The sequence below is a fragment of the Izhakiella australiensis genome (assembly GCF_002006995.1).
Classification (GTDB): Bacteria; Pseudomonadota; Gammaproteobacteria; order Enterobacterales; family Enterobacteriaceae; genus Izhakiella; species Izhakiella australiensis.
Window position 1 is genome coordinate 143,936 of the sequence record NZ_MRUL01000003.1, and the last position, 24,898, is coordinate 168,833.

The window sequence follows — 24,898 nt, forward strand, 5'->3', positions numbered from 1 at the left end:
CACTCCTGCGGTTCGACCTGATCGACGATCTGGTCGCTGATATCGCGGTTGTTTTCAACTGGCCGCCCTCTGAAGTCTTCACGATGGAACTGGGCGAAGTCATAGCCTGGCGTGAGCGGGCGGCTGTCCGAAGTGGAGCCAGTGACAGTGAAAAGCCTTAATATCCGCGTCGCGTTCAGCGCGATAGATAAACTTACCCGCCCGGTCAATGCCGCCCGCCAGAGCGCGGGCGGTTTGTCAGAATCCCTCAAAAAAACGCAATCCAGCATTAAAGATCTGGACAGCCAGTCCCGCACGTTCAACCGTCTGCGCGACAGCGTGCAAAAGACCTCCCGCAAAATTGACGAAGCCAGCCGGACGCTTGAAGGGCTGAATCAGGCGCAGCGGGAAGGTACACAGCTTACAGACAAGCAAAAAGCACATATGGCAGCACTGGCCGCAAAGCTGGAGCGCCTTAACTCTGCACGCACGCAGGAAATGGTTAAGCTGCGTGCTGCCTCACAGGCGCTGCGCAGCCACGGCGTTTCGCTGGGCGGCAGTGATCGCACCATTCAGAGCGCGATACGTCGAACCGAACAGTACAACCAGACGCTGGAGCGGGAACGGCGACAGCTTGCCGCTGTCACACAGGCACGGGCGCGCTATGACCAGATGCAGCAAACAGCGGGTAAACTTCGCGGCGGTGGCACGATGGCCGTTGCCGGGGCCACTGCTGCCGGTTACGCAGCGGGACGCTTCTTATCCCCCGCAGTTGGGTTTGACCGGGAAATGTCCCGCGTGCAGGCGCTGACCCGTATAGATAAAAGCTCAACAGACTTTTCAGCACTTCGTGAACAGGCCAAAAAGCTGGGCGCTGAAACGCAGTTCACCACGACTGACGCCGCCAGCGGGCAGGCGTTTCTCGCTATGGCCGGTTTTACTCCACAGGCCATTCAGGCCGCACTGCCCGGTGTGCTCAATATGGCGCTGGCCGGTGGTATGGATTTAGGCGAAAGCGCCGATATCAGCTCAAATATTCTGTCTCAGTTCCGTCTCGATCCCAAAGAAATGGATCGCGTCAGTGACGTCTTAACCGGCGCGTTCACCCGTACCAACACCGACCTGCAAAATATCGGTGAAGCAATGAAGTACGCCGGGACAGGTCTTTCCAATCTTGGCGTCAGTGTTGAACAGACAACAGCCATGATCGGCGTGATGGCAAACGTAGGCCTGCGCGGGAGTATCGCCGGTACAGGTTTGCAGGCCACATTTTCACGCCTTGCCGCACCAACCGGCAGGGCAAAAACCGCGCTTAAAGAATTAGGCGTAGAAGTCGCTGACGCAGCAGGGAAAATGCGCCCTGCTGAAGTTGTTCTAACCGATCTCTATAAAAAGATCAGCAAGTACGGGGATACCGATAAGCTCTCATTCTTCAAAGATATTGCCGGTGAAGAGGCGTCAAAGTCATTCCAGGCTCTGGTTATGTCGGCCGGGAGCGGCGAACTTCAGAAGCTGCTGGGTGAACTTAAAAACGCAAAAGGTGAGGCACAGAAAGCCGCCAAAATAATGGCGGATAACCTTGATGGGGATCTCAAAAATCTGGACAGCGCCTGGGAAGGCTTCCGTATCCAGATTAACGATCTCGTCGATAATCAGCTTCGCGCCCTGACTCAGGGACTGAGTGACATTGTGGGGAATATGACGCAGTGGGCGAAGGAAAATCCGAAGCTCGCCCAATCCCTGCTGGTTGTCGGTGGCAGCGTTCTGGCACTGACCGCCGCCATTGGCGGCACATCGCTGGCGATCGGCCTGCTGATGGGGCCACTGGCTAAACTCCAGTTAGGTTTTACCCTATTGACAGGGGGCGTAACCGGAACAATATCCGCCCTACGAACGCTCGGAACAGCTTCCGGCCCTGCAATGGCAAGTGTGCGCGGTTGGGGGCCTGTTCTCACATCAATGCTCAGTAAGCTGCGAGGCATATCGATCATCACGCCCGGCATTCGTGCCGGTCTTATGGGTGCGTTTCTTTCCCCAGGAGCAGCATTAGGATCTCTGTTCAAAAACATCGGAATGCTCGCTCTTCGCCTGACGGGCTTTACGACCATATGGAGTATTATCACGACCTCAGTATCTGTACTGGGTGCAGCGCTCTCACTTCTACTTAGTCCGATTGGTCTGATAGCGGCGGCTTTTATCGCTGCCGGATTGCTAATCTGGAGATTCTGGGAGCCGATAAGAGCATTTTTCACCGGTTTTTTCAGCGGAGTTATGCAGCAACTAGCTCCTTTCCGTGATGCCTTTTTCCCTTTGTCGCTGGCCTTCTCAGCAATAGCCAAAGTCGTTGGTGAAGTCTGGGACTGGTTTGTAAAACTCTTATCACCTGTGGAAAGTAGCCGTGAATCCCTTGATAAATGCGCATCAGCGGGGGAAACATTCGGTAAAGTCCTGGGTAGTGCCCTTCAGTTGCTGCTATTACCTCTGACAACCCTCATGGAAGGCATTGGCTGGGTACTGGAAAAACTCGACCTTATCCCTTCTGGTCTGGAAGCTGCACGCCTGAAAGCTGAAAGCCTTAAAAAAGACCCTGTTATGTGGGAGTGGGATCCGCAGCAGAAAAAAATGGTGCAAAAGGGATGGAACTGGTCGCCAGTCTCATCAGGTAAAAACAATAACGGGAATACACCCCCGCCCGGAGCACCGCAACCCACTTCACCGCTGACCGGCGATAACGGCACTATGCGCCGGTTGCAGAATATCGACAGCAACACCAAAGCGACTGCCGATAACACGAAGAAGATCGGCCCCGGCGATATCGTGTTTAAAAACCTGCCGCGTGCTCTGGCCGTTCGTGGGGAATGGAAAGAATCGCAGCTGGCCAGCACGGTCAGGAACAACGGGTTAAGCGCACGTCCCGCAGTGGTAGCGGCATCGCTTGCCGTTAAACAGGCGGAACTTCCGCCAGTCAGCCGCAGCGCCAGCAATATACCGGTTGCCGCTGGCGGCTTTACGGGGGAAATCCACGTACATCTTCACGGCGTTGACCGGCAGGACGCGCGCGAAATTGGCAGGATTGCCGCCGACGCAGTGAATGCCGAAATGGCCCGCCTTGCGCGGCTCAATCGCGGCAGCTTCAAAGACAGAGATTAAGGGGAGGCAACATTATGATGATGATATACGGAATGTTCGTTTTTGAACTGAAGACACTGCCTTACCAGCAACTGCGGCACTCACTGAACTGGCGTCATGTGAAGAATGATCGCATCAACCGATCAGCAAAATGGCAGTACATCGGCGCGGGTGAGACGCAGATCAACCTTGACGGGGTGCTTTACCCGGAAATTACGGGCGGAGACGTATCTCTTACCGTGCTGGCAACGCAGGCATACACCGGGCGTCCGTGGCCTTTAATCAGCGGCGCGGGGCAGATTTACGGGATGTATGTGCTGACCGGACTACAGGCCACGCATACGGAATTTGACCGCTACGGAAAGGCGAAAAAAATAGAGTTTTCAATCAGCTTCCAGCGCTGCGATGAAGACCTTCGCGAACGCCTGCAAGCATCGTCCGTTGGCGATCTGCTTTCAGGGCTGAAGGATAAAGCCACGTCTGCCTACAACTCTGCCAGTAGTACGCTGTCTGGCCTGTTCTGACGGCATCCACATAAAACTAAAGCGGGCATTTGCCCGCTTCATCTTCCGGAACACACCGCCATAGCTGACAGTGCTGCAGCACCGTTAAAAATGACTGTACTCGATACACATGGCCAGCACGGTTAGAGTCGGCAGTGCCTGCCGGAATGAAAACTTATTCCGGCTTATCCGGCCAACTGATATCCGGCGCTTTCGAAGTATCCACCGCCTGCACAGCTTTGATGTATTTCATCCAGGCTATCAGACTGGCTTTGTCTTCATCGCTGATAATGCCTAACTGTAATTCCGTCTGCCACAGGCTGATCGTCGTTTGTGCCTCTGCCAGCAGCGCCGCTTTCTGCTGTTCTGCTACTTCCACGCCCGCCGCGTGCTGTGCTTCCGTATCCGTCACCCATTCGCTACCGTTCCATATATCGTATGGCGTAGCAGGTGCCAGCCTAGTAGTACCCTCCGGGTAATCACCGGTGGCAGAAATAATCACCGCTTCGCCTGTTTTGGTGCTGTATACCGTTTCACCACGGTGATCGACGACGTATTCCCAGGCAGTAAAATCTGCTGTCCGGCAGAGGGCGAAATCTTCTTTGCTTTCGCCCGGGGCGTCAGTGCAGGAGTTAGCGGGGATACCGACACCAACCGGCAGATATTCAACCGATGAAGACAGGTATTCGCGCGTCCCACCATCGTAGTTAAAAACGGTAATATCACCGGCCACCGTGGCGATGAATTCGCTGTTAAGTTTTGCCTTCGCCATTATGCAGCCCTCACGATGTAGTTAAATGCGGAGTTACGAGGCCTGTTATCTGTTGATGATGAGTTGCTTTTTATTGACGTGGTAGACGTAAAATTGCCGCCTTGACCATAACCAATAACAATCCCTAATGCGCTATCAACATCTTCGAGAACTCCGTTACCCATATTATCTTTCGTTGTATTGTGAATATTTTTAGACACACCTAAATGCTTGACGGAATTATTCGTTTCATCCGATGAGGCCCACATTCTGGCTAACGTATGAACATGCCCTGCAACTAAAGCATCCTGAGAACTTAAAATTACTCTTCCACCATCAACACCGCGTCCGTCATCCCAGCCACGCAAAAACTCACCACGGAGATCAGGCAAAGCACCCGAAGGATAAACCGCCGCGAGTTTGGGATATTTTGCTTTATCAAATACTGAACCATTGCACTTAAGCCATCCCTCTGGCGGCGTAGCCTTAGGCCACGGAAGCGGAAAACCAGCGGGAATATACTTATCAATATCCGCCTCAAGCAGGTATTGCTGATGCGGGTCACTGGCTGCGATATGAGCCGCCATTTGCTCATCAATGTAGGCTTTAACCTGAATTATCTGATCATCAACATATTTACGGGTCGCCAGCACCACGGACGGATCGATTTTCAACGTTACCGCTTCGGTACTGCTGACAATCAGGATCACGCGAATCACCTGCACTCGTCCGCTGCCTTCCTGTAACTGCGGTTTATAGGTCTCTGCACAGTTGGCAACCGCAATCATATCGCCATCTTTATCAAACAGGCCGATTTCACGGATCCACCACCCGCCTACGTCTTCCGGTATGACCTGTTCAGCAATAATCTGGTTGGTGTTTACCGGGTCAATAGTCAGCATGTTCAGTTGCGCGCGGCGCAGCTCATGCGTCAGCGCCGTTTGTGCCGGGTTCGGTGTCGGCAGAGCACCATTACCATCACCCACGGCCATCTGGGTGATCTCAACCTGCGCACCCAATGCCGTGGCGTTTGCCAGTTTTGCCGCCCCGATATTGGTTAACAGGGCAAAATATTTAGTCGCCACTTGCGATCTCCACGGTATCAATTAAATGGACTGCCGCGCCGGTGTAGTCGCCACCACCCACGGATATGGTTTCAGGAAAATAGGGATAAACGGTCAGCGTATCGCCGATATAACATCCCGCCCCGACCTCGATATAACCCTGCGACTGAAGCGAAAGAGACAGGCCTGTAAGGTGGCGGCTTCTCGGCTTTGCATCGTCAATAAGGCGCTCAAGCTCAAGATAGGTTTCCTCCGTAATCCCTTGTTCCTGAATACCGATTTCAAGCTTGAATGTTCCAGGTTCTTCGCCGCTCTGCCACCACTCGATCACGCGCAACAGAAAGCCGAACGGTTCAACAACGCGGCGCAAAGCGGAAATGGTGCCCTTCTGACGGTGAACCAGCCAGGAGGCTTTAATCACCTGCCGTTTAGTCTGTTCTGACCAGTTCTTATCCCAGCGGTCAACAGACAGCGCCCAGGCGAGATAAGGCAGAAGTTCAGCCGGACATTCGTCCGGGTTCCACAGCTTGCGCAGGTCAACAGGAATATCGGTAATCCGTTCCGTCACCTTCTCCGTACTGCGCATAAAGCTGCTGGCCGAAGGCGGCAGCATGTTCTTATTCATCGGTGCCCCCGGTCTCAATCGTGAAGGACTCGCACCGCGCTGCCTGCGTATCGGCGATCACAATATCGCTGGCAGGCTCCAGCAGCTCCACCCTCTGCACGCCCTGAACATGCAGCGCCGCCATAATGGCTGAGCGGGCAACGTCACGGCCAATCTTGCCCTGCTGATTCAGCCAGGACTGAAGCGCATCCTGCGCGGCGGTATGGATTGGTTCAGACTCCGGGCCGGGGTAGAAATACAGCAGCGCATTGATCTGATAATTCACTATCTCCGCTGCCTGAACGGTCAGACGATCGGCAACGGGGCGCTTATCGTCAGCAGACAGCGCTTTATCCACTGTCGCCAGCAGTTCCGCGCTGGCAGTGCCGTCGCCTTCGGTGGACAACACAGAGACCACCACCACGGCAGGCGACGGGCTGATCGCTTTGGCATCCGCCACTTTGCCGCTGGCACTTTTGGCAAAATATTCATATGCGCCAGTTGGCCCCGCCACGCTTAGCCCTTCAAACGCAGCCTGCGCCCGCAAACGCAGTGCGGTATCACTTTCCGTTACCGCGTCAGTAGTTGCCGTCTCCGGGGTGATGATCAGGCGTTCGGTGTTCAGGTTGCCCGCGAGATTATCAAGATCGGACGATACGGCATGGCTCAACATACACGCCGCCGCACCGTCATTAATCCGCTGCCTGAGCATCATTTCACGATAGGCAACTACCTGGGCGATCACGTTCAGCGGTTCGGATTCCAGCGCCAGCGCTGCGGCAACAGACGCCTGCTGTTCCTGCGGGAATGCCGCCAGCATGACGGCTTTGACCTCGCTGAGAATGACTTCAAAGTCCAGCACTTCGATAATTTGCGGCTGTGGTAGCTGCGATAAATCAACTGTTGCCATTGCTGCCACTCCTGAGCGTCAGCGCACTGCCTGCCGTCTGCATGGGTTCGGTGATAATGCCGACCAGTTCAGCGGTGACAGCGCCATCCTTTGAATAACTGATATTGATGCCGTTCAGGGCAATACGCGGCTCCCACATCGTCAGGGCGATCACTGCCGCACTCATACATTGCAGGCGCGTCACTTCGTTCTGTGGTTCATCCAACAGATCGGGGATCATGCTGCCATAATCCCGGCGCATCACCCGGCTTGCCAGCGGAGTGGTCAGTATGTCGCGTACTGAATTCCACAGCTGATCGGTGTCTGTAAGCTGGCCCGTGCCGTCCGGGTTCATACCGGTATAGCGGACTGTCATTTCGGCCCCCCGGTGTTGCTGCTGCCACCCTGCACACCACCATGCACGTGCGAATGAACCGTTACCCCGTTAGATGAAAGCGATCCGCCAGAATGGGTGACATTTCCCTTCATCGTGCCGCCTTCCGTCAGTTCGAACGTCCGCGCTTTCAGATGTTCGGTGCATTCTACGACCGGCGTTTCAAGCGTGACGCTGGCGGAGGCTTTGATATGCGCGGTTTTCATGCCCTGTGCTTCCAGCGCGCTGGCTTCTGCGTCATAGCGGAAAGAGGCACCGTCTGGCGCAGTCAGCACAATCTCTTTCAGGTTGCTGCCCGGCGCAGGGTGGTCGCTGCTGTAGAGACTGCCGATAATGACCGCCGTTTCAGGATTGCCACCGATACAGCCCAGCCAGACCTGCTCACCCACGGAAGGTGGCACCCAGATACTGAATGCCCCGGCGCGCGTGGTGTTCCATCGCAGCCAGTCGGTCTGAAGTTCGCCACTTTGCACGCGCACGCGCCAGCTCTCTTCATCAACGGCAATAACAACGCCGACGCGGAGGATATTTTCCAGCAGGCGGATCAGTTCAGCGCTCATCGTGCTGCACTCCCCAGGCTGTTAACCACCTGTTCCGTAATCATCTGCTCATCGCCAGCGGTGAAGCCCAGCAGCTCACGCACCGGATATTTAGCAAAGGCACCCGGCCCGACCTGATCACGCTGGCCGTACTGGTGCACGCGCGCAATGCGTGCCGCCACGCCGTCATAACCCACGGATGTTCCGCCTGCATCAGCGCGCATTTTGAGAAAGCGATAACTGCGCAACCGCTGAAACATCGGCACCTTTTTCGCAGTGCTGCGGCGCACTGAGCGCGTATTGATCTCGATGTAACGCTCAATGTCGCTGCGGTAAAAGGTGCGAATATCGTTGCGCTCTTCATCAAAGCCGGTAATGGTTCGTCCGTATTTTCCCCGGCCACCGTGCCAGTTTTTCAGGCGGCGGATTTCACCCTGCCAGACAAACACAATTCCCTGCTGAGAACGCAGCACCCGGCGACGGCGGGCAGGATATGGCGAACCTTCAGAGTTTTGCTGCGCTTTGATGCGCTGTTGCTGGCTCTTTCGCAGTGCCTGGCCAACCGCGCGGGCGGTGCGAACACGTCCGGCCTGAGAAGTGCCCGCGAGTATGTCGCTGAATACCTGATCCAGCTCACGGAAGAGATCGTTACTCATGGGCGTCAGCCTCCCACGTTACATCTTCAAAGATGGCGCTCCAGTCGCCGGCCGCTGAAGGAATACGCGGTTTCGGTTCCGGCAAATGCTCCGCGCGGGGAATGCCGTTGGCATCCAGAGTGACCTTCACGCGCTCGCGCAGCGGCATTTCAAAAAGAATGTCGGCGGTGTCGTCGTTGTTGATAAGGGTCGTAAATTTAATGTCCCGGTTCTTCTCCGGGTTCAGCAGCAGATCGGGCTGGTTGTGCCAGAGCCATGCCATTAACGGCAACGTGAAATCATCAATATCACCGGCAAAATTCATCACAAACAGTACCAGGGTATAGCGGTACATAAACGATGGTGTTTCGCCGGTCGTCTCGATATTCCCTTCTTCCACAAAAACGGTGAAGGCTTCAGGGTTGGCCCTGCACCATTTGTTAGCGCTGGTCAGGGTCTCGCGTAGTGAATCAGCTTTTAACATGGCGCTACCTCTTAGGCGGAGTCGCTATTGAACCGTATGCGGCTTCACAGGCCAGCCCTCTGGCTCTTGCCTCATCAGCCTCTCTTGCCAGATCTCCCGCTCGCTCGTCAGCGCGGCGGAACAGGTCGGCGAGCAATACGGCTCCGCTGGCTTCTGTCTCGCTTCTGCCGGGAGTACAGGCACCGCAGGCGCGTTCACGTTCTGCCAGTTGCCTGGCGAGTTTATCGGCCCTGCCGTGCAGCCCACGATAAGCAGCACGGGCACGATCGGCATCAGCCTTGACGCCAGCAAGCTGCTGGCTGGCTTGTTTTCTGATCTCATCAATTTCACCCTGTCGGCGTTGTTCTTCTTCCCTGGCCTCTGCCTGCCGCTTAGCCAGTGCTGTAGCATCGTCAGCATTGCGCTGTTTCCATTTCAGCGCCCACTCTGCGCTGGCGTCACCATACCCGGCTGTATAACGTTGATGACTGAACCACCAGACAGCCAGACCACAGAGCACCACAATCAGCACAGGTTTCCAGCGGGACAGTAACCAGCTCATGACAGGAAGAGTGACCGCTCAGCGGCACGGCGCTTCACCAGACCGTTGAGAACCCTGCCACCCGCCTTGTTCCACTTCGGAAACTCATCCGCTGCGCCCGCGAAATCCCCGGAATTCAGCTTTTTCAGCAGTGTTGACCCCGCCAGAGCGTTAACGCCAAGGTTGTAGGCAAAATCAACGAGAGCATCAAACTGGTTTTGATTAACGGCGACCTTCACCAGGCCTGTCACGCCTTTTTCATACCGCACCACGCCGCTGCTCAGCAGGCTGTCGGCGGTTGCCTGTGTGATGGTCATTCCCTTACCGATCGGCACACCGTTAACGGGTTGAGTCCAGCCATAGCCGATAGTCCAGACACCTACTGCATCCTGATAGGCGGTAAGCTCGCAGCCCTCAAAGCTTTTGAGCAGGGCCAGTCCGTTTTTACTCATTTCCACTTTTCGCCCCTCCGATACGGGTTTCAATAAAGCCAGTCACTTTGTTGCGTACTTTGTCAGCCCCCATAAATCCGATTGACGCGCCCACGAAGGTGACGGCATTGGATGGCAGGCCCAGATATTCAAGCGATCCGGCAACCGCCAGCGTGACAATCCCGCAGACCAGTGAACCGGTGGCGGTTTTCAGCATTGACTGGCCGTCATACAGACTCATCAGTGCCGATATGCTCAACGCTGCACCTGCCGCGTAGAGCGTCGGCAGATATGTAGCAATCCATTTCATTGTTTGTTCCAGCATCCCCGTAGGTACGTCGCTCATGGCAACCTCTCAATCCCAAAGCTGCACCAACTCCCGCTGTGCTTTGCGCGCGATTTCCGGCAGTTCAATCTCCTGACCGGCTTCAAGAAAAACCTGCTGGCTCAGTCCGGGATTGGCAGATAACACTTTTTCGGTCACGCCCTGCGTGGTGCCGTAGTGACGCCAGCAAAGCAAATCCACTGTATCCCCCTGCAATGCCTTCACTTTCATCAGCAAAGCTCCGCATAGAGGCGCGGCGTGTCGCGAATGTCGGCAATACTCCAGCGGGCATCCCGCCAGAGATCATCCCGTTGCAGGTCAAGCGCGGCGGCGTCTTTGCCGCCTTTCGCCGTGGTATCAACATCGCGATAACCTTCAAGTACCAGCGCCCTGGCAATCGAATAAACCGCACGCCGGAAGCGGTAGACCTTCACGTTTTCACCGTTGATCATCAGCTTTTCCGTATCACCTGACGGCAGGACTGAAGGCACATCTTCCAGCGTGTGAAAACCTGCTTTGACCTGACCGGCACGCCAGTCAAGCAACTGCGCGGTGACATGGGCTACCGCTTCCGTGGTGACGTGCATCAGCCTGGACGTAGTGATACCGCCAGTGATACGCGCGGCCAGACGGAGATCGGCCAGTTTAATCACCGGCCAGAAGTCCCCGGCGCTGACGGTGGTATCACCATCATCAACATCGGGCGTATCGCTGTCGGCAGGCAAAACGCGCTTATTTGCCACAAGGCTGCTCATGCGCTTATCTCCCATAAATCAGGCGGTGGGCGGGTGGTTAAAAGACCGTATACGGGCAGATATCCACCCGCGCCGCCTGTCGGACGGGGCCGAAGTCGTTAATTCTTTTTCTGGCTGGCAGGCTTGCGTTTTGTCGCTTTGCCTGTTGCCGTCTTAGTCGTGGTTTTACGCGCCGTCGCTTTACCTGCTGCGCTGGCGGAGGTGGTCTTTTCAGGAACAGGCTCTGCAGTACCGTCAGTTTTGTCGGTGCTGGCCGTATCGCCTTCACCCGTGCCGCCATCCGCAGACAGCTTCTTAACTTCACGGGCAAGCGTGGCAATCTCTTTTTTCACCCCGGCGTTGGGGTTGCGCGTCAGCGCTTCACGGAACAGCGCCAGCGCTTCCGCTTTGGTCGTGATATCAATCGCACCACGGCGGGCAAGTGCACGGGCCTTGCACAACTTGGCGCGCACCACATCCGGCATATCACTGTCGGCGACAATTCCCGCCACTTCGTCAAGCACTGCGATACCGGACGACAAATCAGCGTCGGCATCAGCAGCCGCGAGCGTCAACAGTGGCTTGCTCATTTCTTCAGTCAGGAAGGTCGCTGCCGTGCGGTTGAAGTTATCCGGCAGCGTCAGCCCGTGGCGTACCACGTAGCGCCCCAGCCTCAACGCAAGCGCATAGTCACGACAGTCAATCGCCCAGACCATCAGCCTGGTAATGACTTCATCCTGCCGCCCGCTGTCGCCGTCGAGTGTGCCTTCAATCCATCCCTCGTATTCAGGCAGCATGGATTTTTTCATTTCGGCTTTGGTTTCTTCGGACTGCACGCCGCTGAGGCGGGACAAGTCCATACGTAGGCGATGCAGAATTTGCTCATGCGCGGTGCGCTGGATATCGGATTCTTCATCCGCCTGGCCCCGGCGTTCTGCCATGACCTTCTGAAAATGTCGTTGTGCCGGTGTTAACATCGTCACTTCTCCCCGTCATGGCGGGGCAATGCCCCGCCGCTTCTGTCACTCGCCTGCCGGTTCGGTCTGGGCGAACTGAATGCCGTCAATGAACGCAACATTGCCGTAGTCTTCAATGACGAAGTCATCGTTTGACGACTGATACGTTGCGACACGGTTGTATTCTGGCTCTTCCTTGATCGTCCGGCGCAGACCGCCACGCTGGTAGTAAACCGACAGGTTTTTGAACGGCGTGATCAGCACGCCATTTACCGGGAAGTAAGGCGCGATAAAGGTCGGCATATTGCCTACGCGCTCCTGCGCGACAATCAGCTGACCGGCCAGCATTTCGGTATTCGGGTTGGTCTGGCTTAAAGCGTTAATGGCCGAGAAATTGCTGCTCGTCAGCAGGTCGCCCGCCAGAATCACCACGTTATCCGGGTTACGCTTGTGCCATTCATCCATCAGGCTGTTCTTGGCGTCGTACACCGCAGCGCCAATGTTGCCGTAGGTGCCTTTTGCGACAACCTTGTTATCTTCATCGCGCGAGGTGATCGTCACATTGGAAATGACGCGGTGCGGCGCTTCCTGGCGGATCTTTTCCAACCAGCCAATACCACAGTCCTGCAACAGCGGGTTAGCGGCACGATCAGACGGGTCGCTGTACTTAACGCCGTTAAAGCCAATCATGATGCGGTCAAGCGACATCTGGCGGGCCATTGCCTTGCTGATCAGCGGCTGGAACTCCGGCATATGCGCCCACGCATCAAGCTGTTCATAGCTGATGCCGTAGTCATAGTTGACCTTGCGACACATGTAGTCGAACGGCTCCATTGAATGATTAGAGCCAGGGTTGCGACGGCTGGTGACGCTGTTGTTTACGCCAGCCATCGGGCCTTTACTGCCGATCAGGACTTTCTGGCCGATCTGCTGGTTGACGCCAAACACGTTAATTTTGCTCAGGAAGGAATCATTCTCCTGTGCGGCCTGTTCCAGGCGCTGCTGACGCGTCGGGTCTACAGCGAATTTTGCAGCAATAGCGGCGGTGGAAACGCCGTTGAGCTGTGCCTGCCGGGCGATGTACTGATCAAATAGCTGGCGGGTATTGTTATCCATGTTCTCTGCTCTCTTTGTGAATATCAGTAATCAGCCAGTTGCGCGTTAGCACCGCCGCTGGCGGGTTCCCGCTGGCTGAAATTGGCGTCTGTGCTTCCCAGCTTGCTGGTCAGCGCGGCAAGATCGGAGGTCAGCTTCTGGATGGCCTGGCTGTCCTGCTCGCGGGCGCGGCTCAGGTCGTTAAAGCTGTCCAGCAGATCGGCATGGGATTGGGCGACGTTCTCCACAGCGTCGCGCACCTGGCTGAACTGCTCGCCGTCAGATTTACGACCTTTGCCGATAATCCCCATGACGCGCCCGAACCACTGCTTACCTTCATCGCTGCGCTGCTCGGCCAGTTCGATGATTTCTGCCTCAATGGCATCGGTGAACAGCGGGGCTTCACCCTGCTGATTGTTGAAGGACATAACCTGCTGACGCTGCTGCGCGGCAAATTTCAGGCGCTCGGTGCCGAGGCTCGCCGGGGTATCAGTCATCGCCAGCCCCATAACATAAGCCTTGCCGTTAAGCGCAAACTGCGGGTGTAGCTCAATGCTGGAGTAAATTTTCTTACCTTCTTCCGTCAGTTTTTTCATGCGCTCAGAAGGTTCGATCTCAGCGTAAAGCGCGGTACGTCCGGCGAGCGGGCCTTCGCTGATATCTTCAGCACTCAGTGCTGTCACATCACCCATTGCGCCGAAATCACTGCCAGGGAACGGCGAAAGATAGTGCTCCACGTTGACGCGTGCGCCGTACACGTCCGGGCTGTAGTTTGCTGCTGCATCACGAAGGTGCTCAGGGCGAATTTCACGCCCGTCAACGGTGGCACCGGAGACAGCAACGCGGAATTTCTTACGGGCTGGTTTAGCTGCGCTAGCCATGTCGATAATCCTGTTGAGTGGTTTCTGTACGGCCATGATGGCAGAGCGTAACTTGCTGTCTCAACGAGGTTTTGTTGTCGGAGGAAGGCCAGACCATAAAGGGGGCGATAGCGGGATCGCGCGCGGGGTAATCTTCACTCCATAAACGGTGGAGGGCAGATGATACAGGACGCTTTTGTACGTCAGAGGGCAAAACAACTTTACTGGCAGGGCTACCCGCCAGCGGAGATCGCGCGCCTGATGGGGATTAATCAGAACACAATTTACGCCTGGAAGAAACGCGATGAATGGGATGAAACACCGCCCGTCCAGCGTGTCAGCCAGTCTATGGATGCCCGCCTCATCCAGCTTACGGACAAGAAAGACAAGACCGGAGGAGACTTCAAGGAGATTGATCTGCTGACCCGGCAACTGAAAAAGCTGTCTGACGGACAACCGGCAGGGGCTGGCACGGGCAAAAAGCCGCGCAAGCGTAAGCTGAAAAACCACTTCACCGAAGAACAGATCGTCGCGCTGCGGGAGAAAATACTTGATTCTCTTTCGTGGCATCAACGCGGCTGGTATGAACAACGCCACCACCGAAACCGCATGATACTGAAATCACGCCAGATTGGCGCAACCTGGTACTTTGCCCGCGAGGCGTTGCTTGATGCGCTGCGCGATGATGTGAAATACCCGTACCAGCGCAACCAGATATTTCTGTCTGCATCCCGCCGTCAGGCGCACCAGTTCAGGGGATTCATTCAGAAGATGGCGGAAAAGGTGGACGTTGAGCTTAAGGGCGGTGACAAAATCGTACTGAGTAACGGCGCAGAGCTGCATTTCCTCGGCACGTCCGCTGCAACGGCGCAGTCATATACGGGCAACCTGAAGTTCGATGAATTCTTCTGGGTCAGCAACTTCACTAACCTGCGAAAGGTTGCAGGTGCGATGGCAACGCTGAAGGGACTGACGCGTACCTACTTTTCCACGCCGTCAGGCGAGACCCATGAGGCTTACCCGTTCTGGACGGGCGATCGCTGGAATGAGAAACGCCCGAAGGCACAGCGCAAAGCGTTTGATGTGGGCTGGAAAACACTGAACAGCGGGCTGTTATGCCCGGATAAAACCTGGCGTCAGATTGTCACCCTGAAGGATGTGATAGACCACGGCTGGGAGTATACCGATCTTGAAGAAATTCAGGATGAAAACAGCGAGGATGAATTCCGCAACCTGTACATGTGCGAGTTCGTGCACGATGGCGAGTCAGCCTTCAACCTTAACGCCCTGATTGGCTGCGGGGCAGATGGTTACGACGAATGGCCGGACTGGAAACCTTTTGCGTCCAGGCCGATGGGTAACCGCCCGGTGTGGATAGGTTATGACGCCAACGGCAGCAGCGGCAACGGTGACAGCGGCGCGATTTGCGTTGTGGTTCCGCCACTGGTACCGGGCGGTAAATTCCGCACGGTGGAAACGGAACAGGTGCGCGGCCTTGAGTTTGAAGAGCAGGCGAAAGTTATCGAAAACTTCACCTTCAAATACAACGTGCAGCATGTCGGCATCGACGTGACGGGCGGTAACGGTGAGGCCGTTTACCAGATAGTGAAGAAGTTTTTCCCGATGGCGATGCCCTACACCATGTCAATGACGTCAAAGCGCGCCCTGGTGCTGAAAATGCTACAGCTGATCCGCGCCGGGCGGTGGGAATATGACCGCAGCGAGCGCGCGCTGATCAACGCATTTAACTCTGTTCGCAAGGTAAAGACGCCGGGCGGATTCATCACCTATGACACTGACCGCTCGCGCGGCGTCAGCCACGGGGATTTAGCCTGGGCGAATATGCTCGCCATTATTAACGAACCGTTGGGCCAGGAGAGTGGCAGCGGCGGGTTTGCTATGGAGTTCTGATGAAGAAGCGCACCTACAAAAACAAACACACTGCCAGCAGTGGCAGTGCCGGACAGCCTGATATTTCCGACGCGCTCAGAAGCGATCCGGCGCTAAGCGCCTTCACGTTTGACGGGCCATATTCAGTAACAGACGGCTATGATCTGCTGGACAGCATGTGCTGCGTCGATAATGGCCGGTACTACGAGACGCCAATAGACTGGAAAGGGTTAACCCGTGCGTTCGCACAGTCCCCGCTGCATCAGTCGGCGCTTTACTTCAAGCGTAATGTGCTGACCGGGTGCTATATCCCTCACCCGTTACTCTCACGTCAGGCCTTCTCTGCGTTTGCGCTGGACTGGTTTGTCTTCGGCAATGCCTATCTTGAGCGTCGGTCTAATCGCCTGGGAGAGCCGCTAAAACTTAAGCATGTTCCGGCGCTGAACACGCGACGGGGAAGCGATCTTGATACCTACTGGTTTATCCGGCAGTGGAAAGATGAATACGAGTTTAAGGCGGGCGAGGTCTGCCACATCATGAACCCGGACATTCATCAGGAAATCTACGGTATGCCTGAATATATGGGGGCGCTGCTGTCCGCCAGCCTGTCACATTCCGCCGATAAGTTCCGCAAACTGTATTACGACAACGGCTCCCATGCCGGATGTATTCTCTATGTCGGTTCGGAGAAGGTGGATCAGGAAAGCATAAAGGTGGTGCAAAAGACTCTGTCACAGGCCAGAGGGAAAGGCTCCTTCAAAAACGTGCTGATCCATGCGCCTGGCGGCGGCAAAGACGGCGTGCAACTGTTGCCGTTCAGCCAGATATCGGCAAAGGATGAGTTTCTTAACATCAAATCAGCAACGCGCAACGATCTGCGCGACGCTCACCGCATCCCGCCGCAACTGATGGGCGCAATGCCGGAAGGCAACGGATCGCTCGGTGATGTTGAGAAAGCGGCGCGCGTCTTTGCCATCAACGAAATGTTGCCTGTGATGGAAGCAATGAAAGGCGTCAATGACTGGCTCGGTCAGGAAGTGATCCGCTTTAATCCCTACGCTCTGCTCAAAGACGAGTAACCCGACCTACCCGCCGCACATCATGCGGCGGTTCTCCTTCAATAATTTTCAATCCTCGCATGACCGGCCACCACCTGAGCACCACTTTGCACGACCTTTAACACCCCTCACTCAGAGCGCATGAACGCCATTCTGGCAGGTGCAAACGGCAATCGACCCCGCACACACCCGGAAGCGAGAAGGCGCGCTGAGAAGGCGGAAAAGGCCGAAGAATGGCAATTAAAGGCATCCCCTCCCTGACCCCTGTCGCGTGGGCTGTTCCCCCGTCACCTGCGCGCGACATTTGCTTCGTTTTTTGTGCATTTCCCGATCCGGGGGCAGACCGCGCCGCCACAGGGCGGAAAGTGTGTAAATAGCTTCAAAAAAATTGTGCAAATTTGTGCACTATTGTGCAACAGGGAAAGAAGGCCAGGAAGAAAGAAAAGCCACCTTTAAAGGCAGCTTTTCAAATTAGTAAGGGATTGATGGGTAGTCGTCGAAAAACTCAAAAAGAAGACTGGAACTCTTCTGCTCTGCGCTCAATTTCTGCCATGTAGGATGTGCGGGCTAACTCATGCGCATTGGGTGTCATAATGCTGATTAGCTGATACTTATCTGGATATAAGAAATGGCGGGAGTAAACAAGATAACTGTTTGATTTACGAGAAGCAGCAGGCAATTTTGCAGGCCACGGCTTTTCATCAGGTAAACGGATATGGATCTTAAAAACAAAAGAATCGCGGAGACGCCCGCTATCTTCCCATTGCCCTTCATTGCCAAAAACTGAGGGTAGAGATCCACCGTTCTTCCATGACTGCAAAGCATTTGCATATTTACGAGCAACTGCGGGGAGTTCAATATCGTTGTGGACAGAGACTTTAATCATGGCCCTGCCTTAATGGAACGTTGGATCTTCAAGGCCCAGCTTTTTATGTTCACTGCGGATAAGTGCATGAACCTGATCGGCGGTAACACCCAGATCAACATCTGAAGTTTTCTTCGGCACATGCGTGCTTTCAATGAAAGATAAAATATCTTCAATCGTATAGCGAAGCGTCGCAGCGGAACGAGCAAAAGCGACAATCTCTTTTCTCAGTTCCGCGTTACTTTCAGGTACGCTTTTCAGCGCAACCCTTGCAGCCTCGACAAAACTTGCACATACCGCAATATGACGGAAAAGGCTTTCAAACCCTTCCTGAGTCTCTTTTTTCTGGTTTTTCAGAAGAATAGGGATCTGCTTTTCTTCCCATTCGATGCGAAGGTTTGCCCGGTGTGTCTTCATCCTGTCAGCCAGGTTAAGCATATAACTGGTGGCCTCATCAATAGGAAGGTATGCCACAGAATCCTTTACGTCCTGGAGGGATAGCGTAGACGTACTGTGCCGGGAGATTGCTACGTCATGATGCACAATGCTACTGGCAGGAACAGGGGCAAGAGCCACCGCCAGCGCTGCGGCCATAGATGATATTTTATTTTTTTTACTGCTCATAATTGCCTTTCCTGCCAATAATCGTGAACCACTGCCGGAATGATAGCGCAAAAAATCACCCGCTGAAACGAATTATCCTTGCGGCAAAACTAGCCCGCGTCAACCTCATTGAGCGCCACCATGATTGCCAGCCTTTCAGCAGGCGGAAGCGCGGCATATTTCGCGCGCCAGCGCTCAACTTTACGCTTAATACGGTGCCGATCGTTGTAGTCTTTTCCGGCAAACGCGTGGGAATACGCGCGCCCTTCCGGGTAGTTCATCCAGATTTTTTCTGTTCGCACGCCGCCGCGTGTCATGGCCTGAAACTCCTTACTGCGCCAGCCCGCTAACGTTTCGTCATAGAGCCGCGACGGATAGCCAGACAGGATCACGTTGACGTTTTCCGGCAGGCTTATGAGGCAGGCTAACAGGTGCTCATGATCGGCAACCGTATATTCATGACGATAGCGGGCGCGACTGGTGCGCGTTTCTGGCAGATAGGGAGGATCGGAATAAACCAGCACGCGGCCATGTTGAGTAAAGTCTTCTCTTTCCAGAAAACCTACAGCATCACCGTGATAAAGATGCAACCGGGGCGGAGTTTCCCCCATATCAGACCAGCGCTCCCGCGTTAATTTAAAAGCATTTTCATCGACATCAATTCCAATCGTCCTGGCTGCAAGTGGCTTGTGAAACATTACTGCGCCACTGCCCAGGTGCGTTTCAATGTAGGTATCATGCGGCGGCATCTCGGCAATGATTTTTTGATAGACGCCACTACCGCCTTTGCTCCCTAAATAACTCATCCGTAAAACCTCGCGTTGCAGCTGCAGCACTGCTAAAAATGACGGCGCTCGATGTGTATGGCCAACATTGCCAAATCTGACAGTGCGGTACCCAATGAGCGCCACTTAGTGGCGCTAGCGGACTCTTTGCCGCCCGCGCCCGCAGAATCGCTACTCCCCGCGCAACAAGTTGCGCAGGTCATAACGATTGTCACCAAACCCATTGGATCAGTACCTCAAATAGCGCCTCACCAACGGCCCGAACACAGATCCAGGCGAATAAAGTCACCGCTGCCGCAATCCATGCCGCCCGGCGCTTTGCTGGTACGTTTGTCCGCATCCAGTCATAGGCCGAAACCGCCAGCAAAAAGCCGATAACATCCAGAATCGTTTTCATTTTTCCTCTCTTACCCCTCGTTATCTGCTGACTTAACCGCTGCTTTCCATCGGTCAACCAGCTCACCAACCTTGTGTTTGGATATGGATTTACGCCACGGCTGATCTGTACCGGCGATAATCAACTCACCTGTAACCGGATGCGCGCGATACACGGTATCGAGTACCGTCACTTCATTACCGCGCGCCAGTTGAATGGCCTGCGGTTTACTGATCTGTACCTTCTTAACCTGCGCCCATGACTGAACCAGCCCAGCCAGACCAGCAATTGCCGGTGATAAAACTTGCTCTTGCTGCCTGATCGCATGGGCTGCTTTGAGGTAACTTTCTGCCCGCTGGGTGTCATATTCGGAACAGTCGCCGCTGGTAATGCTGCGCGCCAGCTCCTCAAACTCATCAGCAGGCGATTTCTGCCGCTTCGGTTTGTGGTTATGAAGGCTTTCACGTACCTGTTTACGCTGTTCCTGGGTCAACTGACCGATCTCAAACTGTTCCGGCCCTTCCCGCCCAGCTGGCACTGTCATTAATGACGGTGATCCGGGCGGTGAATTTGTTCGTTTTTTGACCTCAGTACAGTTATTGACACGAGTCCTAGAGGGCGCGGACGCGCCCCGAAGGTCAAAATCAAAGTCAACGGCCTGCCCGGAGCCGTCCTGAATCTCCGGTTTCTTACGCACAATGCGGTAGGTATGCAGGCGGGTTTCAATTGGTGGGATGTGAGCAGCGGGCATCACCAGACCTTTAATAAGATCCAGATACTCGCCGTAATCATTCGGTTCTTCTTTCTGCTGGTACCAGATGCGCAACGGCAGATCACGGCGGGCAACCAGTGCCCCACCCTGCAATTGAGTGTATTGCTGCCAGTCGCCAGCATCCGCAGCACGGTGCAGCTCAGCAAATAGCGGGTTTATCTTGTCGGCCTGCTCCTGATTGCGGAACCGGCGCAGCTCACGCCAGACAGATACCGGCGCGCCGCCCAAAAACTGAAACTGACGGATGCCCCAGCACGATGCCCAGGCGGTAGCGTGTTTTGATGTTTCTTTCAGCGGCCTGCCGCTCTCGTCGTCGGTTTCACCGTCGAGCGCGTAGCCGTCAATATTCTTACTGATGTACTTCACCACGTAGCCGGTGGCGCTGCCGATTTCCTGATCGATCGGCTTCATATCAAAACGCGGCTGATTGCCGTGCTTGCCCTGCAACTCTTCCGCATCCTCGCGGGTGGCATAGTCTTCCATCACCTCCAGCAGTTCGGCGGAATGTTCCGGCAGAGAGAACAGCAGGCCGTGCCAGTGCGGCGTACCATCGTGGTGAGACTCAGCCACCCGCAGGCCAAAGACAGGAATTTCACGGCGGGCCAGCTCAGCACGAATCTTTTGCCACACCCGATTAAGATAACGCTGCGTGGCTCTTGGGCTGGCACCATTCCATTTAGCATTACGATGACCGAATACGGTATATGCGTGGTATTTTGATGGCGCTGTCAGGGTAAAAAACTGGCCCGCGTAGCCGCTTTCAGTGGCGACTTTCTCAAAGCCGCCGATACGGGTCATAAGTTCAACGCGGCGCAATGCCGGGTTAGATATGCTCTTATCGATCTGCTCAATAAGTGAAATGCGCTCTTTGGTGTCCTGGTCTTCCAGCTCAAGACGGGCCATGATTGCACGGCTGCGCTTGCGTCTTGCATCCCATTCATCAACGTGGTGCTTACTGCAATATGGCGCAGCGCCTCGCTTTACATCACCAAAGGCAATGTGCAGGTGCTCACGCCAGCGCGCGGCGTACTTTTTCAGGTTACGGTGCCAATAGCGATCATCCAGCATCTTGCTAATGCCAGTAGTTGCCTCATCAATAAACAGCGCTCCCCGGCAATACTTTGACCAGCTCGGAGGTGTCAGGAAGAAAAGCCGCGCGAGGATAGCCGCTTCGGTGTAAAGGTATCCGGCATATTTCCGATCACTCTGAGTCTCTACCGTTTCGTGAACTTCACTCAGCACAGACCGCATATAGATAGCGATATCCTGCGCCAGTAGCTCAACATCTTCCGGCGTGAAGTCCGGCAGGTGGTTAAAGCGCTCAACCAATCCATGCAGAGTGTTAAACGTGTGGTAAAGCGGGTTTAACCCTTTGAATGCTGTATCAGCCTGAGATTTAGCCTCATCGGTCATCGCAATAGCGTATTGCTCATTCACCATGTTGATAGGCGGCAGATCCCTGCGGATGATATCGCGCAGCGCCAGACGGGCTATGTGTCTGCCCTTCATGGTGTGAATGCTGTCAATGCGGGAAGCCAGACGCAGGCGAATAAAGCGAGGTAGCGGCGCAAGGGTGACTTTCACCCACGCCAAAAACTCCTGTTCTTGACCCAGCTCGACTAGATCAACAACGGGAGTCTTATCAACACAAATGGCAGCTTTTGGCTTCTGCCATTCATAATCGTACCGGGTGGCGTCTGGTGCGCTACCCGGATACGGAGGGGGCGGAGTTGGGGCGCTGCGCCCGCTTAGTGATGTGCTCATCAGAATGGCAGCTCATCATCACAATCGGCGGTGTCATAACTCCACGTAACGGCGCGCCCTGGCTTAAATTTGTATGCTTCTTTAGCCGTATCGAATGTAAATTGATTACGTACATAGACGCCTTCGTAGACGTCAAAAGCTTCAAATTCAACAACCCAAAAATCATGCAATTTCCAGTGGTCTAAGATTCGATCAACTACCGCATAAACCGTGGCGTCAGCATGAGCGCGAGCTAAATCAATAGCCATCCAAACGGGAAGATCGAGAGTGTTTTCCATGTTCATTCGCAACCTCCTGCCGGGCATCCCTCAACGATGCCCAGAGTGCCGATCACTTCTTTGGCCTTCTGCCGGTTGCTGGCGTCAGTGCTAACAGAGCGCTGTACGTCGATTTCATGCAGGCGGAAGCGGTGGTAAATCTCGCGGGTGGTTTCGGTGTCACTGTTGGAAATGACAACTGGCGTGTCATATTTTCGGTTCACTTCCAGCAACTCCGCCGCTAACTGGCGGTGGTGCTTCTCTGTGAATGGCTCGGTGTGGTATTGGGTGAAATTGGCGGTATCGCTGGCAGGCAGGTACGGCGGATCGCAGTAAATGGCTTCATCCGTCCCAACCATCACTTTGAGGGTGTTTTGAAACGAGCTGCACAGGAAAATAGCTTTGGTGTCGTTGGCCTTCTCAGCAAACTGGCGGATCTCCGCTTCCGGGAAGTAAGGCGCGGTTTTGTGCTGACCAAATGGCACGTTATAACCGCCGCTCTGGTTATAACGCACCACGCCGTTGTAGCCGTGGCGGTTGAGGTATAGAAACAGGGCTGCGCGGGCCACATCAAGCAAACCTTTTGTACCGTTGAAAATGCGGCGGTTCTGTAAGTATTCCTCTTTGGAATTGCCGCTCGCAAAGAGCGGGCGGGCAAGATCAATCACCAGCTCAGGATTGCTTTTTACCTCACGATAAAGGCGGATCAGATCGGGGTTGATATCCGCAAGGATATAGCGACGATAATCGGTATTGAGGAAGACGGAAGCGCCGCCAACAAAAGGCTCAACGAGGCAACCAGCCTTTGGTAAATGCGACAGTAATTCAGGCATCACGCGGCTTTTGCCACCGGGCCATTTGAGAAGGGAACGGATCATAATGCCGCCCCCATAGCGCCTTTGGCCGCGAGGCTTTTTAGGTTGTCTGAGAGCTGGGCGATCTGATTCCACACATCAGCGGCAGCGTTATGCTTTTCAGAATCGACAAGCCGATTTGAGGCATATCCACAGACAGTAAGCGCAACCTCTTCAACCGTTCTAACGTCGCGGACATTCCAGAAATTCCAGACCGGTTTTAAATCTACAGCGCGCAGTGCGTTGTAGATAATCGGCATATCGTAATCAGTACCGCGCGCCCAGACTTTCACGCTCGCCAGATCACAATATTCCAGGATAAACATATTTAATTCACTAAGAGCTACAGGGAGGGAGTAAGCTCCTTCTTTGATTACTTCCGCTCGTACTTCTCCCGACTGCTTAAACCACCATTTGATTGTTTCAGCGCCCAGCGTTCCGCCGAATGCCTCACTGCTTTCAATAGCAATGCGGCGGTACATTGAGGCGGAAACCTCACCTGACATAGGGTCAAAGATAGCCGCAGCAATAGACGCAATCGCCGCAGTTGGCTTGTTATCCATGGCTTCAATATCAATCATTACGTGCTTCATCTTGCTTTCTCCTGGGTGCAGGAAGCCCGGCGCGATGATACGCCTGACTACTGGTTAATCATTCAGTGGTTAATTGACTACGCCATCCGGCGCGGGTGGTGGTGATTCGCGTAACGCCTGAATTTCAAGGCGCGGCGCGGCATGATCGGGAAACTCCCACGGCAACGCCGCAGCCAGCTCGGCAAGGCGCTTAATGCCCAACATCAGGCTCACCTTGTCCTGGGAGCTGAACTGTTCAAAAGGCATAGTGAGGTGGGAATGAGTCAGCGACGGCAGATCTTTAAACCGCTGCGCGGCTTCGTTTGCCAGCAGGATGATCACCTTTTTCTGAGTCTCGCCCAAGCGGTTGAAACGGCTCGCCGTGTCATTGGTACGGGAAACTGAAATGCTCGACTGCAAACGGGCACGCTGTTCAAGGAACATTTGACGCCCGGATACTGGTTTTTCTTGTCCGATACTCATTAACCTATCCCCCATCACTGCCACTTATCAGGCGCACCACTCGCAAGTAATGCCTCGGATAAGTGCCGGGTTTTAGCCATGTCCGGCGCATGGTTTTGTGGTAATTTCGTTATGCCGCCTTCCAGCAAGAAGCGAGCGGCATAACTACCCACCAACAAAAGGAAATAAAAAGTTGGAAGATGAAAAAATTATTGAACTCCTGAGTTCCGCCATTGAAGCCCTGGAATCCATAGACGCCAGACCAGCTAATAACAATGGGGTCTCGGAAACTATTCGCGATCTGGCGAATAAGATTCATAAGACCGCTTATGAGAAATATCCTCACACTGGTGGTGTCTGGGTGTTTTAATTATGTGTTCTGGCCTCCGATAGCATTACGGAGGCTGTTAATGTTTTCAGGGGTCAGTTCAATGCTTACCACTAGCGGTTCTTTTATACACAGCGTCTTATTTCCATCCGTTGACGAAAATTGATTAATGCCGGGGTGATCATAATGCTGGGGTACATCCCCCTTACTTACTCGCGCAATAAACGACCTAATTTCGGCAATAGTTTCAATATCTGCATCATCAGAGCATATTGCCACGCCGCAAAAATGGTGAAGGCTATGGCGCAACATAGCAATGGAGTAACCGCCTGATGATGTCCCATGCTGGTTACTCAGATGGTAGGCATGAAGTATCTTATTTATTCTGGCTTCGTACTCTGCTTTCATTTTTATCCCCGT

Annotated in this window: 32 protein-coding genes; 6 read left to right on the forward strand and 26 right to left on the reverse strand. The window is 54.4% G+C overall.

Annotated features, from left to right (window positions below; translation table 11 throughout):
- Positions 1 to 5 precede the first annotated feature (5 nt).
- Genes BTJ39_RS06670 through BTJ39_RS06680 form a run of 3 tightly spaced genes read left to right on the forward strand, consistent with a single transcriptional unit; the run spans position 6 to position 3,632 of the window.
- Positions 6 to 161: a GpE family phage tail protein gene (locus tag BTJ39_RS06670; protein WP_032424037.1), complete on the forward strand. Its 156-nt coding sequence runs from the start codon at positions 6 to 8 to the stop codon at positions 159 to 161.
- Complete coding sequence (locus BTJ39_RS06675) at positions 148 to 3,129, forward strand: phage tail tape measure protein (protein WP_078001899.1); 2,982 nt, start codon at positions 148 to 150, stop codon at positions 3,127 to 3,129. The genes BTJ39_RS06670 and BTJ39_RS06675 overlap by 14 nt, the downstream gene beginning before the upstream one ends.
- 14 nt (positions 3,130 to 3,143) lie before the next feature.
- The gene (locus BTJ39_RS06680) at positions 3,144 to 3,632 is read left to right on the forward strand and encodes a phage tail protein (protein WP_014072465.1); all 489 of its coding nucleotides are present in this window, start codon (positions 3,144 to 3,146) and stop codon (positions 3,630 to 3,632) included.
- 154 nt (positions 3,633 to 3,786) lie between these two features.
- Here BTJ39_RS06680 and BTJ39_RS06685 read toward each other — a convergent pair whose 3' ends face one another.
- From BTJ39_RS06685 to BTJ39_RS06760, 16 genes are all read right to left on the reverse strand, one after another.
- Entirely contained in the window at positions 3,787 to 4,383 is a 597-nt protein-coding gene (locus tag BTJ39_RS06685) for a tail fiber assembly protein (protein WP_078001900.1), read from the reverse strand.
- Positions 4,383 to 5,447 carry a phage tail-collar fiber domain-containing protein gene (locus BTJ39_RS06690; RefSeq protein WP_078001901.1) on the reverse strand — a complete coding sequence of 355 codons (1,065 nt, stop codon included), beginning with the start codon at positions 5,445 to 5,447 and terminating at the stop codon, positions 4,383 to 4,385. Before BTJ39_RS06690 ends, BTJ39_RS06685 begins: the two co-directional genes overlap by 1 nt.
- Positions 5,437 to 6,051 (reverse strand): phage tail protein I, encoded by a 615-nt coding sequence (locus BTJ39_RS06695; protein ID WP_078001902.1) that lies wholly within the window; start codon positions 6,049 to 6,051, stop codon positions 5,437 to 5,439. The genes BTJ39_RS06690 and BTJ39_RS06695 overlap by 11 nt, the downstream gene beginning before the upstream one ends.
- Positions 6,044 to 6,940: a baseplate assembly protein gene (locus tag BTJ39_RS06700; RefSeq protein ID WP_078001903.1), complete on the reverse strand. Its 897-nt coding sequence runs from the start codon at positions 6,938 to 6,940 to the stop codon at positions 6,044 to 6,046. The genes BTJ39_RS06695 and BTJ39_RS06700 overlap by 8 nt, the downstream gene beginning before the upstream one ends.
- Positions 6,927 to 7,295, reverse strand: a complete 369-nt coding sequence (locus BTJ39_RS06705; protein ID WP_078001904.1) for a GPW/gp25 family protein — start codon at positions 7,293 to 7,295, stop codon at positions 6,927 to 6,929. The genes BTJ39_RS06700 and BTJ39_RS06705 overlap by 14 nt, the downstream gene beginning before the upstream one ends.
- Positions 7,292 to 7,873, reverse strand: a complete 582-nt coding sequence (locus BTJ39_RS06710; RefSeq protein ID WP_078001905.1) for a phage baseplate assembly protein V — start codon at positions 7,871 to 7,873, stop codon at positions 7,292 to 7,294. Before BTJ39_RS06710 ends, BTJ39_RS06705 begins: the two co-directional genes overlap by 4 nt.
- Positions 7,870 to 8,508, reverse strand: coding sequence for a phage virion morphogenesis protein (locus BTJ39_RS06715; protein ID WP_078001906.1), 639 nt, complete (start codon positions 8,506 to 8,508; stop codon positions 7,870 to 7,872). The genes BTJ39_RS06710 and BTJ39_RS06715 overlap by 4 nt, the downstream gene beginning before the upstream one ends.
- Positions 8,501 to 8,971: a phage tail protein gene (locus BTJ39_RS06720; protein WP_078001907.1), complete on the reverse strand. Its 471-nt coding sequence runs from the start codon at positions 8,969 to 8,971 to the stop codon at positions 8,501 to 8,503. The genes BTJ39_RS06715 and BTJ39_RS06720 overlap by 8 nt, the downstream gene beginning before the upstream one ends.
- A gap of 4 nt (positions 8,972 to 8,975) precedes the next feature.
- Positions 8,976 to 9,512: a DUF2514 family protein gene (locus BTJ39_RS06725; protein WP_078001908.1), complete on the reverse strand. Its 537-nt coding sequence runs from the start codon at positions 9,510 to 9,512 to the stop codon at positions 8,976 to 8,978.
- Positions 9,509 to 9,949: a lysozyme gene (locus tag BTJ39_RS06730; protein WP_078001909.1), complete on the reverse strand. Its 441-nt coding sequence runs from the start codon at positions 9,947 to 9,949 to the stop codon at positions 9,509 to 9,511. The genes BTJ39_RS06725 and BTJ39_RS06730 overlap by 4 nt, the downstream gene beginning before the upstream one ends.
- Positions 9,936 to 10,268 (reverse strand): phage holin, lambda family, encoded by a 333-nt coding sequence (locus BTJ39_RS06735; protein ID WP_063147938.1) that lies wholly within the window; start codon positions 10,266 to 10,268, stop codon positions 9,936 to 9,938. Before BTJ39_RS06735 ends, BTJ39_RS06730 begins: the two co-directional genes overlap by 14 nt.
- Positions 10,269 to 10,277: 9 nt before the next feature.
- The gene (locus tag BTJ39_RS06740) at positions 10,278 to 10,478 is read right to left on the reverse strand and encodes a tail protein X (protein WP_063153978.1); all 201 of its coding nucleotides are present in this window, start codon (positions 10,476 to 10,478) and stop codon (positions 10,278 to 10,280) included.
- On the reverse strand, positions 10,478 to 11,002 hold the full coding sequence (locus BTJ39_RS06745) for a head completion/stabilization protein (RefSeq protein WP_078001910.1): 525 nt from the start codon (positions 11,000 to 11,002) through the stop codon (positions 10,478 to 10,480). Before BTJ39_RS06745 ends, BTJ39_RS06740 begins: the two co-directional genes overlap by 1 nt.
- Positions 11,003 to 11,100: 98 nt before the next feature.
- Entirely contained in the window at positions 11,101 to 11,958 is an 858-nt protein-coding gene (gene gpM, locus BTJ39_RS06750; protein WP_078001911.1) for a phage terminase small subunit, read from the reverse strand.
- Between the two features lie 45 nt (positions 11,959 to 12,003).
- Positions 12,004 to 13,053, reverse strand: coding sequence for a phage major capsid protein, P2 family (locus tag BTJ39_RS06755; protein ID WP_078001912.1), 1,050 nt, complete (start codon positions 13,051 to 13,053; stop codon positions 12,004 to 12,006).
- Between the two features lie 23 nt (positions 13,054 to 13,076).
- Complete coding sequence (locus BTJ39_RS06760) at positions 13,077 to 13,913, reverse strand: GPO family capsid scaffolding protein (protein ID WP_058687129.1); 837 nt, start codon at positions 13,911 to 13,913, stop codon at positions 13,077 to 13,079.
- Positions 13,914 to 14,072: 159 nt separating this feature from the next.
- Here BTJ39_RS06760 and BTJ39_RS06765 point away from each other — a divergent pair, with 159 nt between their 5' ends.
- Positions 14,073 to 15,803, forward strand: coding sequence for a terminase large subunit domain-containing protein (locus BTJ39_RS06765; RefSeq protein ID WP_078001913.1), 1,731 nt, complete (start codon positions 14,073 to 14,075; stop codon positions 15,801 to 15,803).
- Positions 15,803 to 16,861 (forward strand): phage portal protein, encoded by a 1,059-nt coding sequence (locus tag BTJ39_RS06770; RefSeq protein WP_078001914.1) that lies wholly within the window; start codon positions 15,803 to 15,805, stop codon positions 16,859 to 16,861. Before BTJ39_RS06765 ends, BTJ39_RS06770 begins: the two co-directional genes overlap by 1 nt.
- 484 nt (positions 16,862 to 17,345) lie before the next feature.
- On the opposite strand, the gene BTJ39_RS06780 is transcribed toward BTJ39_RS06770, so the two are convergent.
- The 9 genes from BTJ39_RS06780 to BTJ39_RS06820 all read right to left on the reverse strand — a co-directional run bounded on the left by BTJ39_RS06780 (position 17,346) and on the right by BTJ39_RS06820 (position 24,171).
- Positions 17,346 to 17,726, reverse strand: coding sequence for a type II toxin-antitoxin system YafO family toxin (locus tag BTJ39_RS06780; RefSeq protein ID WP_078001916.1), 381 nt, complete (start codon positions 17,724 to 17,726; stop codon positions 17,346 to 17,348).
- A 9-nt stretch (positions 17,727 to 17,735) separates the two neighbouring features.
- Positions 17,736 to 18,329, reverse strand: coding sequence for a hypothetical protein (locus BTJ39_RS06785; protein ID WP_078001917.1), 594 nt, complete (start codon positions 18,327 to 18,329; stop codon positions 17,736 to 17,738).
- An 89-nt stretch (positions 18,330 to 18,418) separates the two neighbouring features.
- Positions 18,419 to 19,114: a DNA adenine methylase gene (locus BTJ39_RS06790; RefSeq protein ID WP_078001918.1), complete on the reverse strand. Its 696-nt coding sequence runs from the start codon at positions 19,112 to 19,114 to the stop codon at positions 18,419 to 18,421.
- Between the two features lie 190 nt (positions 19,115 to 19,304).
- Positions 19,305 to 19,490 carry a hypothetical protein gene (locus BTJ39_RS06795; protein WP_078001919.1) on the reverse strand — a complete coding sequence of 62 codons (186 nt, stop codon included), beginning with the start codon at positions 19,488 to 19,490 and terminating at the stop codon, positions 19,305 to 19,307.
- A gap of 10 nt (positions 19,491 to 19,500) precedes the next feature.
- Complete coding sequence (locus tag BTJ39_RS06800; protein ID WP_241825882.1) at positions 19,501 to 21,825, reverse strand: replication endonuclease; 2,325 nt, start codon at positions 21,823 to 21,825, stop codon at positions 19,501 to 19,503.
- Positions 21,826 to 22,004: 179 nt separating this feature from the next.
- Positions 22,005 to 22,289 carry a hypothetical protein gene (locus BTJ39_RS06805; protein ID WP_078001920.1) on the reverse strand — a complete coding sequence of 95 codons (285 nt, stop codon included), beginning with the start codon at positions 22,287 to 22,289 and terminating at the stop codon, positions 22,005 to 22,007.
- Positions 22,286 to 23,140: a DNA adenine methylase gene (locus BTJ39_RS06810; protein WP_078001921.1), complete on the reverse strand. Its 855-nt coding sequence runs from the start codon at positions 23,138 to 23,140 to the stop codon at positions 22,286 to 22,288. Before BTJ39_RS06810 ends, BTJ39_RS06805 begins: the two co-directional genes overlap by 4 nt.
- Complete coding sequence (locus tag BTJ39_RS06815; RefSeq protein ID WP_078001922.1) at positions 23,137 to 23,709, reverse strand: 3'-5' exonuclease; 573 nt, start codon at positions 23,707 to 23,709, stop codon at positions 23,137 to 23,139. Before BTJ39_RS06815 ends, BTJ39_RS06810 begins: the two co-directional genes overlap by 4 nt.
- Before the next feature lie 69 nt (positions 23,710 to 23,778).
- Entirely contained in the window at positions 23,779 to 24,171 is a 393-nt protein-coding gene (locus tag BTJ39_RS06820; RefSeq protein WP_078001923.1) for a hypothetical protein, read from the reverse strand.
- A gap of 172 nt (positions 24,172 to 24,343) precedes the next feature.
- Here BTJ39_RS06820 and BTJ39_RS24795 point away from each other — a divergent pair, with 172 nt between their 5' ends.
- Positions 24,344 to 24,520 (forward strand): hypothetical protein, encoded by a 177-nt coding sequence (locus tag BTJ39_RS24795; protein WP_006117875.1) that lies wholly within the window; start codon positions 24,344 to 24,346, stop codon positions 24,518 to 24,520.
- Here BTJ39_RS24795 and BTJ39_RS06825 read toward each other — a convergent pair whose 3' ends face one another.
- Positions 24,521 to 24,886, reverse strand: a complete 366-nt coding sequence (locus BTJ39_RS06825) for a hypothetical protein (protein WP_139356322.1) — start codon at positions 24,884 to 24,886, stop codon at positions 24,521 to 24,523.
- Positions 24,887 to 24,898: the final 12 nt, after the last annotated feature.

Coding starts and splice junctions, on each gene's coding strand:
- BTJ39_RS06680 (WP_014072465.1), top strand. CDS start 3,144: ATGATGATGATATACGGAATGTTCGTTTTTGAACTGAAGACACTGCCT.
- BTJ39_RS06685 (WP_078001900.1), bottom strand. CDS start 4,383: ATGGCGAAGGCAAAACTTAACAGCGAATTCATCGCCACGGTGGCCGGT.
- BTJ39_RS06695 (WP_078001902.1), bottom strand. CDS start 6,051: ATGAATAAGAACATGCTGCCGCCTTCGGCCAGCAGCTTTATGCGCAGT.
- BTJ39_RS06700 (WP_078001903.1), bottom strand. CDS start 6,940: ATGGCAACAGTTGATTTATCGCAGCTACCACAGCCGCAAATTATCGAA.
- BTJ39_RS06705 (WP_078001904.1), bottom strand. CDS start 7,295: ATGACAGTCCGCTATACCGGTATGAACCCGGACGGCACGGGCCAGCTT.
- BTJ39_RS06710 (WP_078001905.1), bottom strand. CDS start 7,873: ATGAGCGCTGAACTGATCCGCCTGCTGGAAAATATCCTCCGCGTCGGC.
- BTJ39_RS06715 (WP_078001906.1), bottom strand. CDS start 8,508: ATGAGTAACGATCTCTTCCGTGAGCTGGATCAGGTATTCAGCGACATA.
- BTJ39_RS06720 (WP_078001907.1), bottom strand. CDS start 8,971: ATGTTAAAAGCTGATTCACTACGCGAGACCCTGACCAGCGCTAACAAA.
- BTJ39_RS06725 (WP_078001908.1), bottom strand. CDS start 9,512: ATGAGCTGGTTACTGTCCCGCTGGAAACCTGTGCTGATTGTGGTGCTC.
- BTJ39_RS06735 (WP_063147938.1), bottom strand. CDS start 10,268: ATGAGCGACGTACCTACGGGGATGCTGGAACAAACAATGAAATGGATT.
- BTJ39_RS06740 (WP_063153978.1), bottom strand. CDS start 10,478: ATGAAAGTGAAGGCATTGCAGGGGGATACAGTGGATTTGCTTTGCTGG.
- BTJ39_RS06745 (WP_078001910.1), bottom strand. CDS start 11,002: ATGAGCAGCCTTGTGGCAAATAAGCGCGTTTTGCCTGCCGACAGCGAT.
- gpM (WP_078001911.1), bottom strand. CDS start 11,958: ATGTTAACACCGGCACAACGACATTTTCAGAAGGTCATGGCAGAACGC.
- BTJ39_RS06755 (WP_078001912.1), bottom strand. CDS start 13,053: ATGGATAACAATACCCGCCAGCTATTTGATCAGTACATCGCCCGGCAG.
- BTJ39_RS06760 (WP_058687129.1), bottom strand. CDS start 13,913: ATGGCTAGCGCAGCTAAACCAGCCCGTAAGAAATTCCGCGTTGCTGTC.
- BTJ39_RS06765 (WP_078001913.1), top strand. CDS start 14,073: ATGATACAGGACGCTTTTGTACGTCAGAGGGCAAAACAACTTTACTGG.
- BTJ39_RS06770 (WP_078001914.1), top strand. CDS start 15,803: ATGAAGAAGCGCACCTACAAAAACAAACACACTGCCAGCAGTGGCAGT.
- BTJ39_RS06780 (WP_078001916.1), bottom strand. CDS start 17,726: ATGATTAAAGTCTCTGTCCACAACGATATTGAACTCCCCGCAGTTGCT.
- BTJ39_RS06785 (WP_078001917.1), bottom strand. CDS start 18,329: ATGAGCAGTAAAAAAAATAAAATATCATCTATGGCCGCAGCGCTGGCG.
- BTJ39_RS06790 (WP_078001918.1), bottom strand. CDS start 19,114: ATGAGTTATTTAGGGAGCAAAGGCGGTAGTGGCGTCTATCAAAAAATC.
- BTJ39_RS06795 (WP_078001919.1), bottom strand. CDS start 19,490: ATGAAAACGATTCTGGATGTTATCGGCTTTTTGCTGGCGGTTTCGGCC.
- BTJ39_RS06805 (WP_078001920.1), bottom strand. CDS start 22,289: ATGAACATGGAAAACACTCTCGATCTTCCCGTTTGGATGGCTATTGAT.
- BTJ39_RS06810 (WP_078001921.1), bottom strand. CDS start 23,140: ATGATCCGTTCCCTTCTCAAATGGCCCGGTGGCAAAAGCCGCGTGATG.
- BTJ39_RS06815 (WP_078001922.1), bottom strand. CDS start 23,709: ATGAAGCACGTAATGATTGATATTGAAGCCATGGATAACAAGCCAACT.
- BTJ39_RS06820 (WP_078001923.1), bottom strand. CDS start 24,171: ATGAGTATCGGACAAGAAAAACCAGTATCCGGGCGTCAAATGTTCCTT.
- BTJ39_RS06825 (WP_139356322.1), bottom strand. CDS start 24,886: ATGAAAGCAGAGTACGAAGCCAGAATAAATAAGATACTTCATGCCTAC.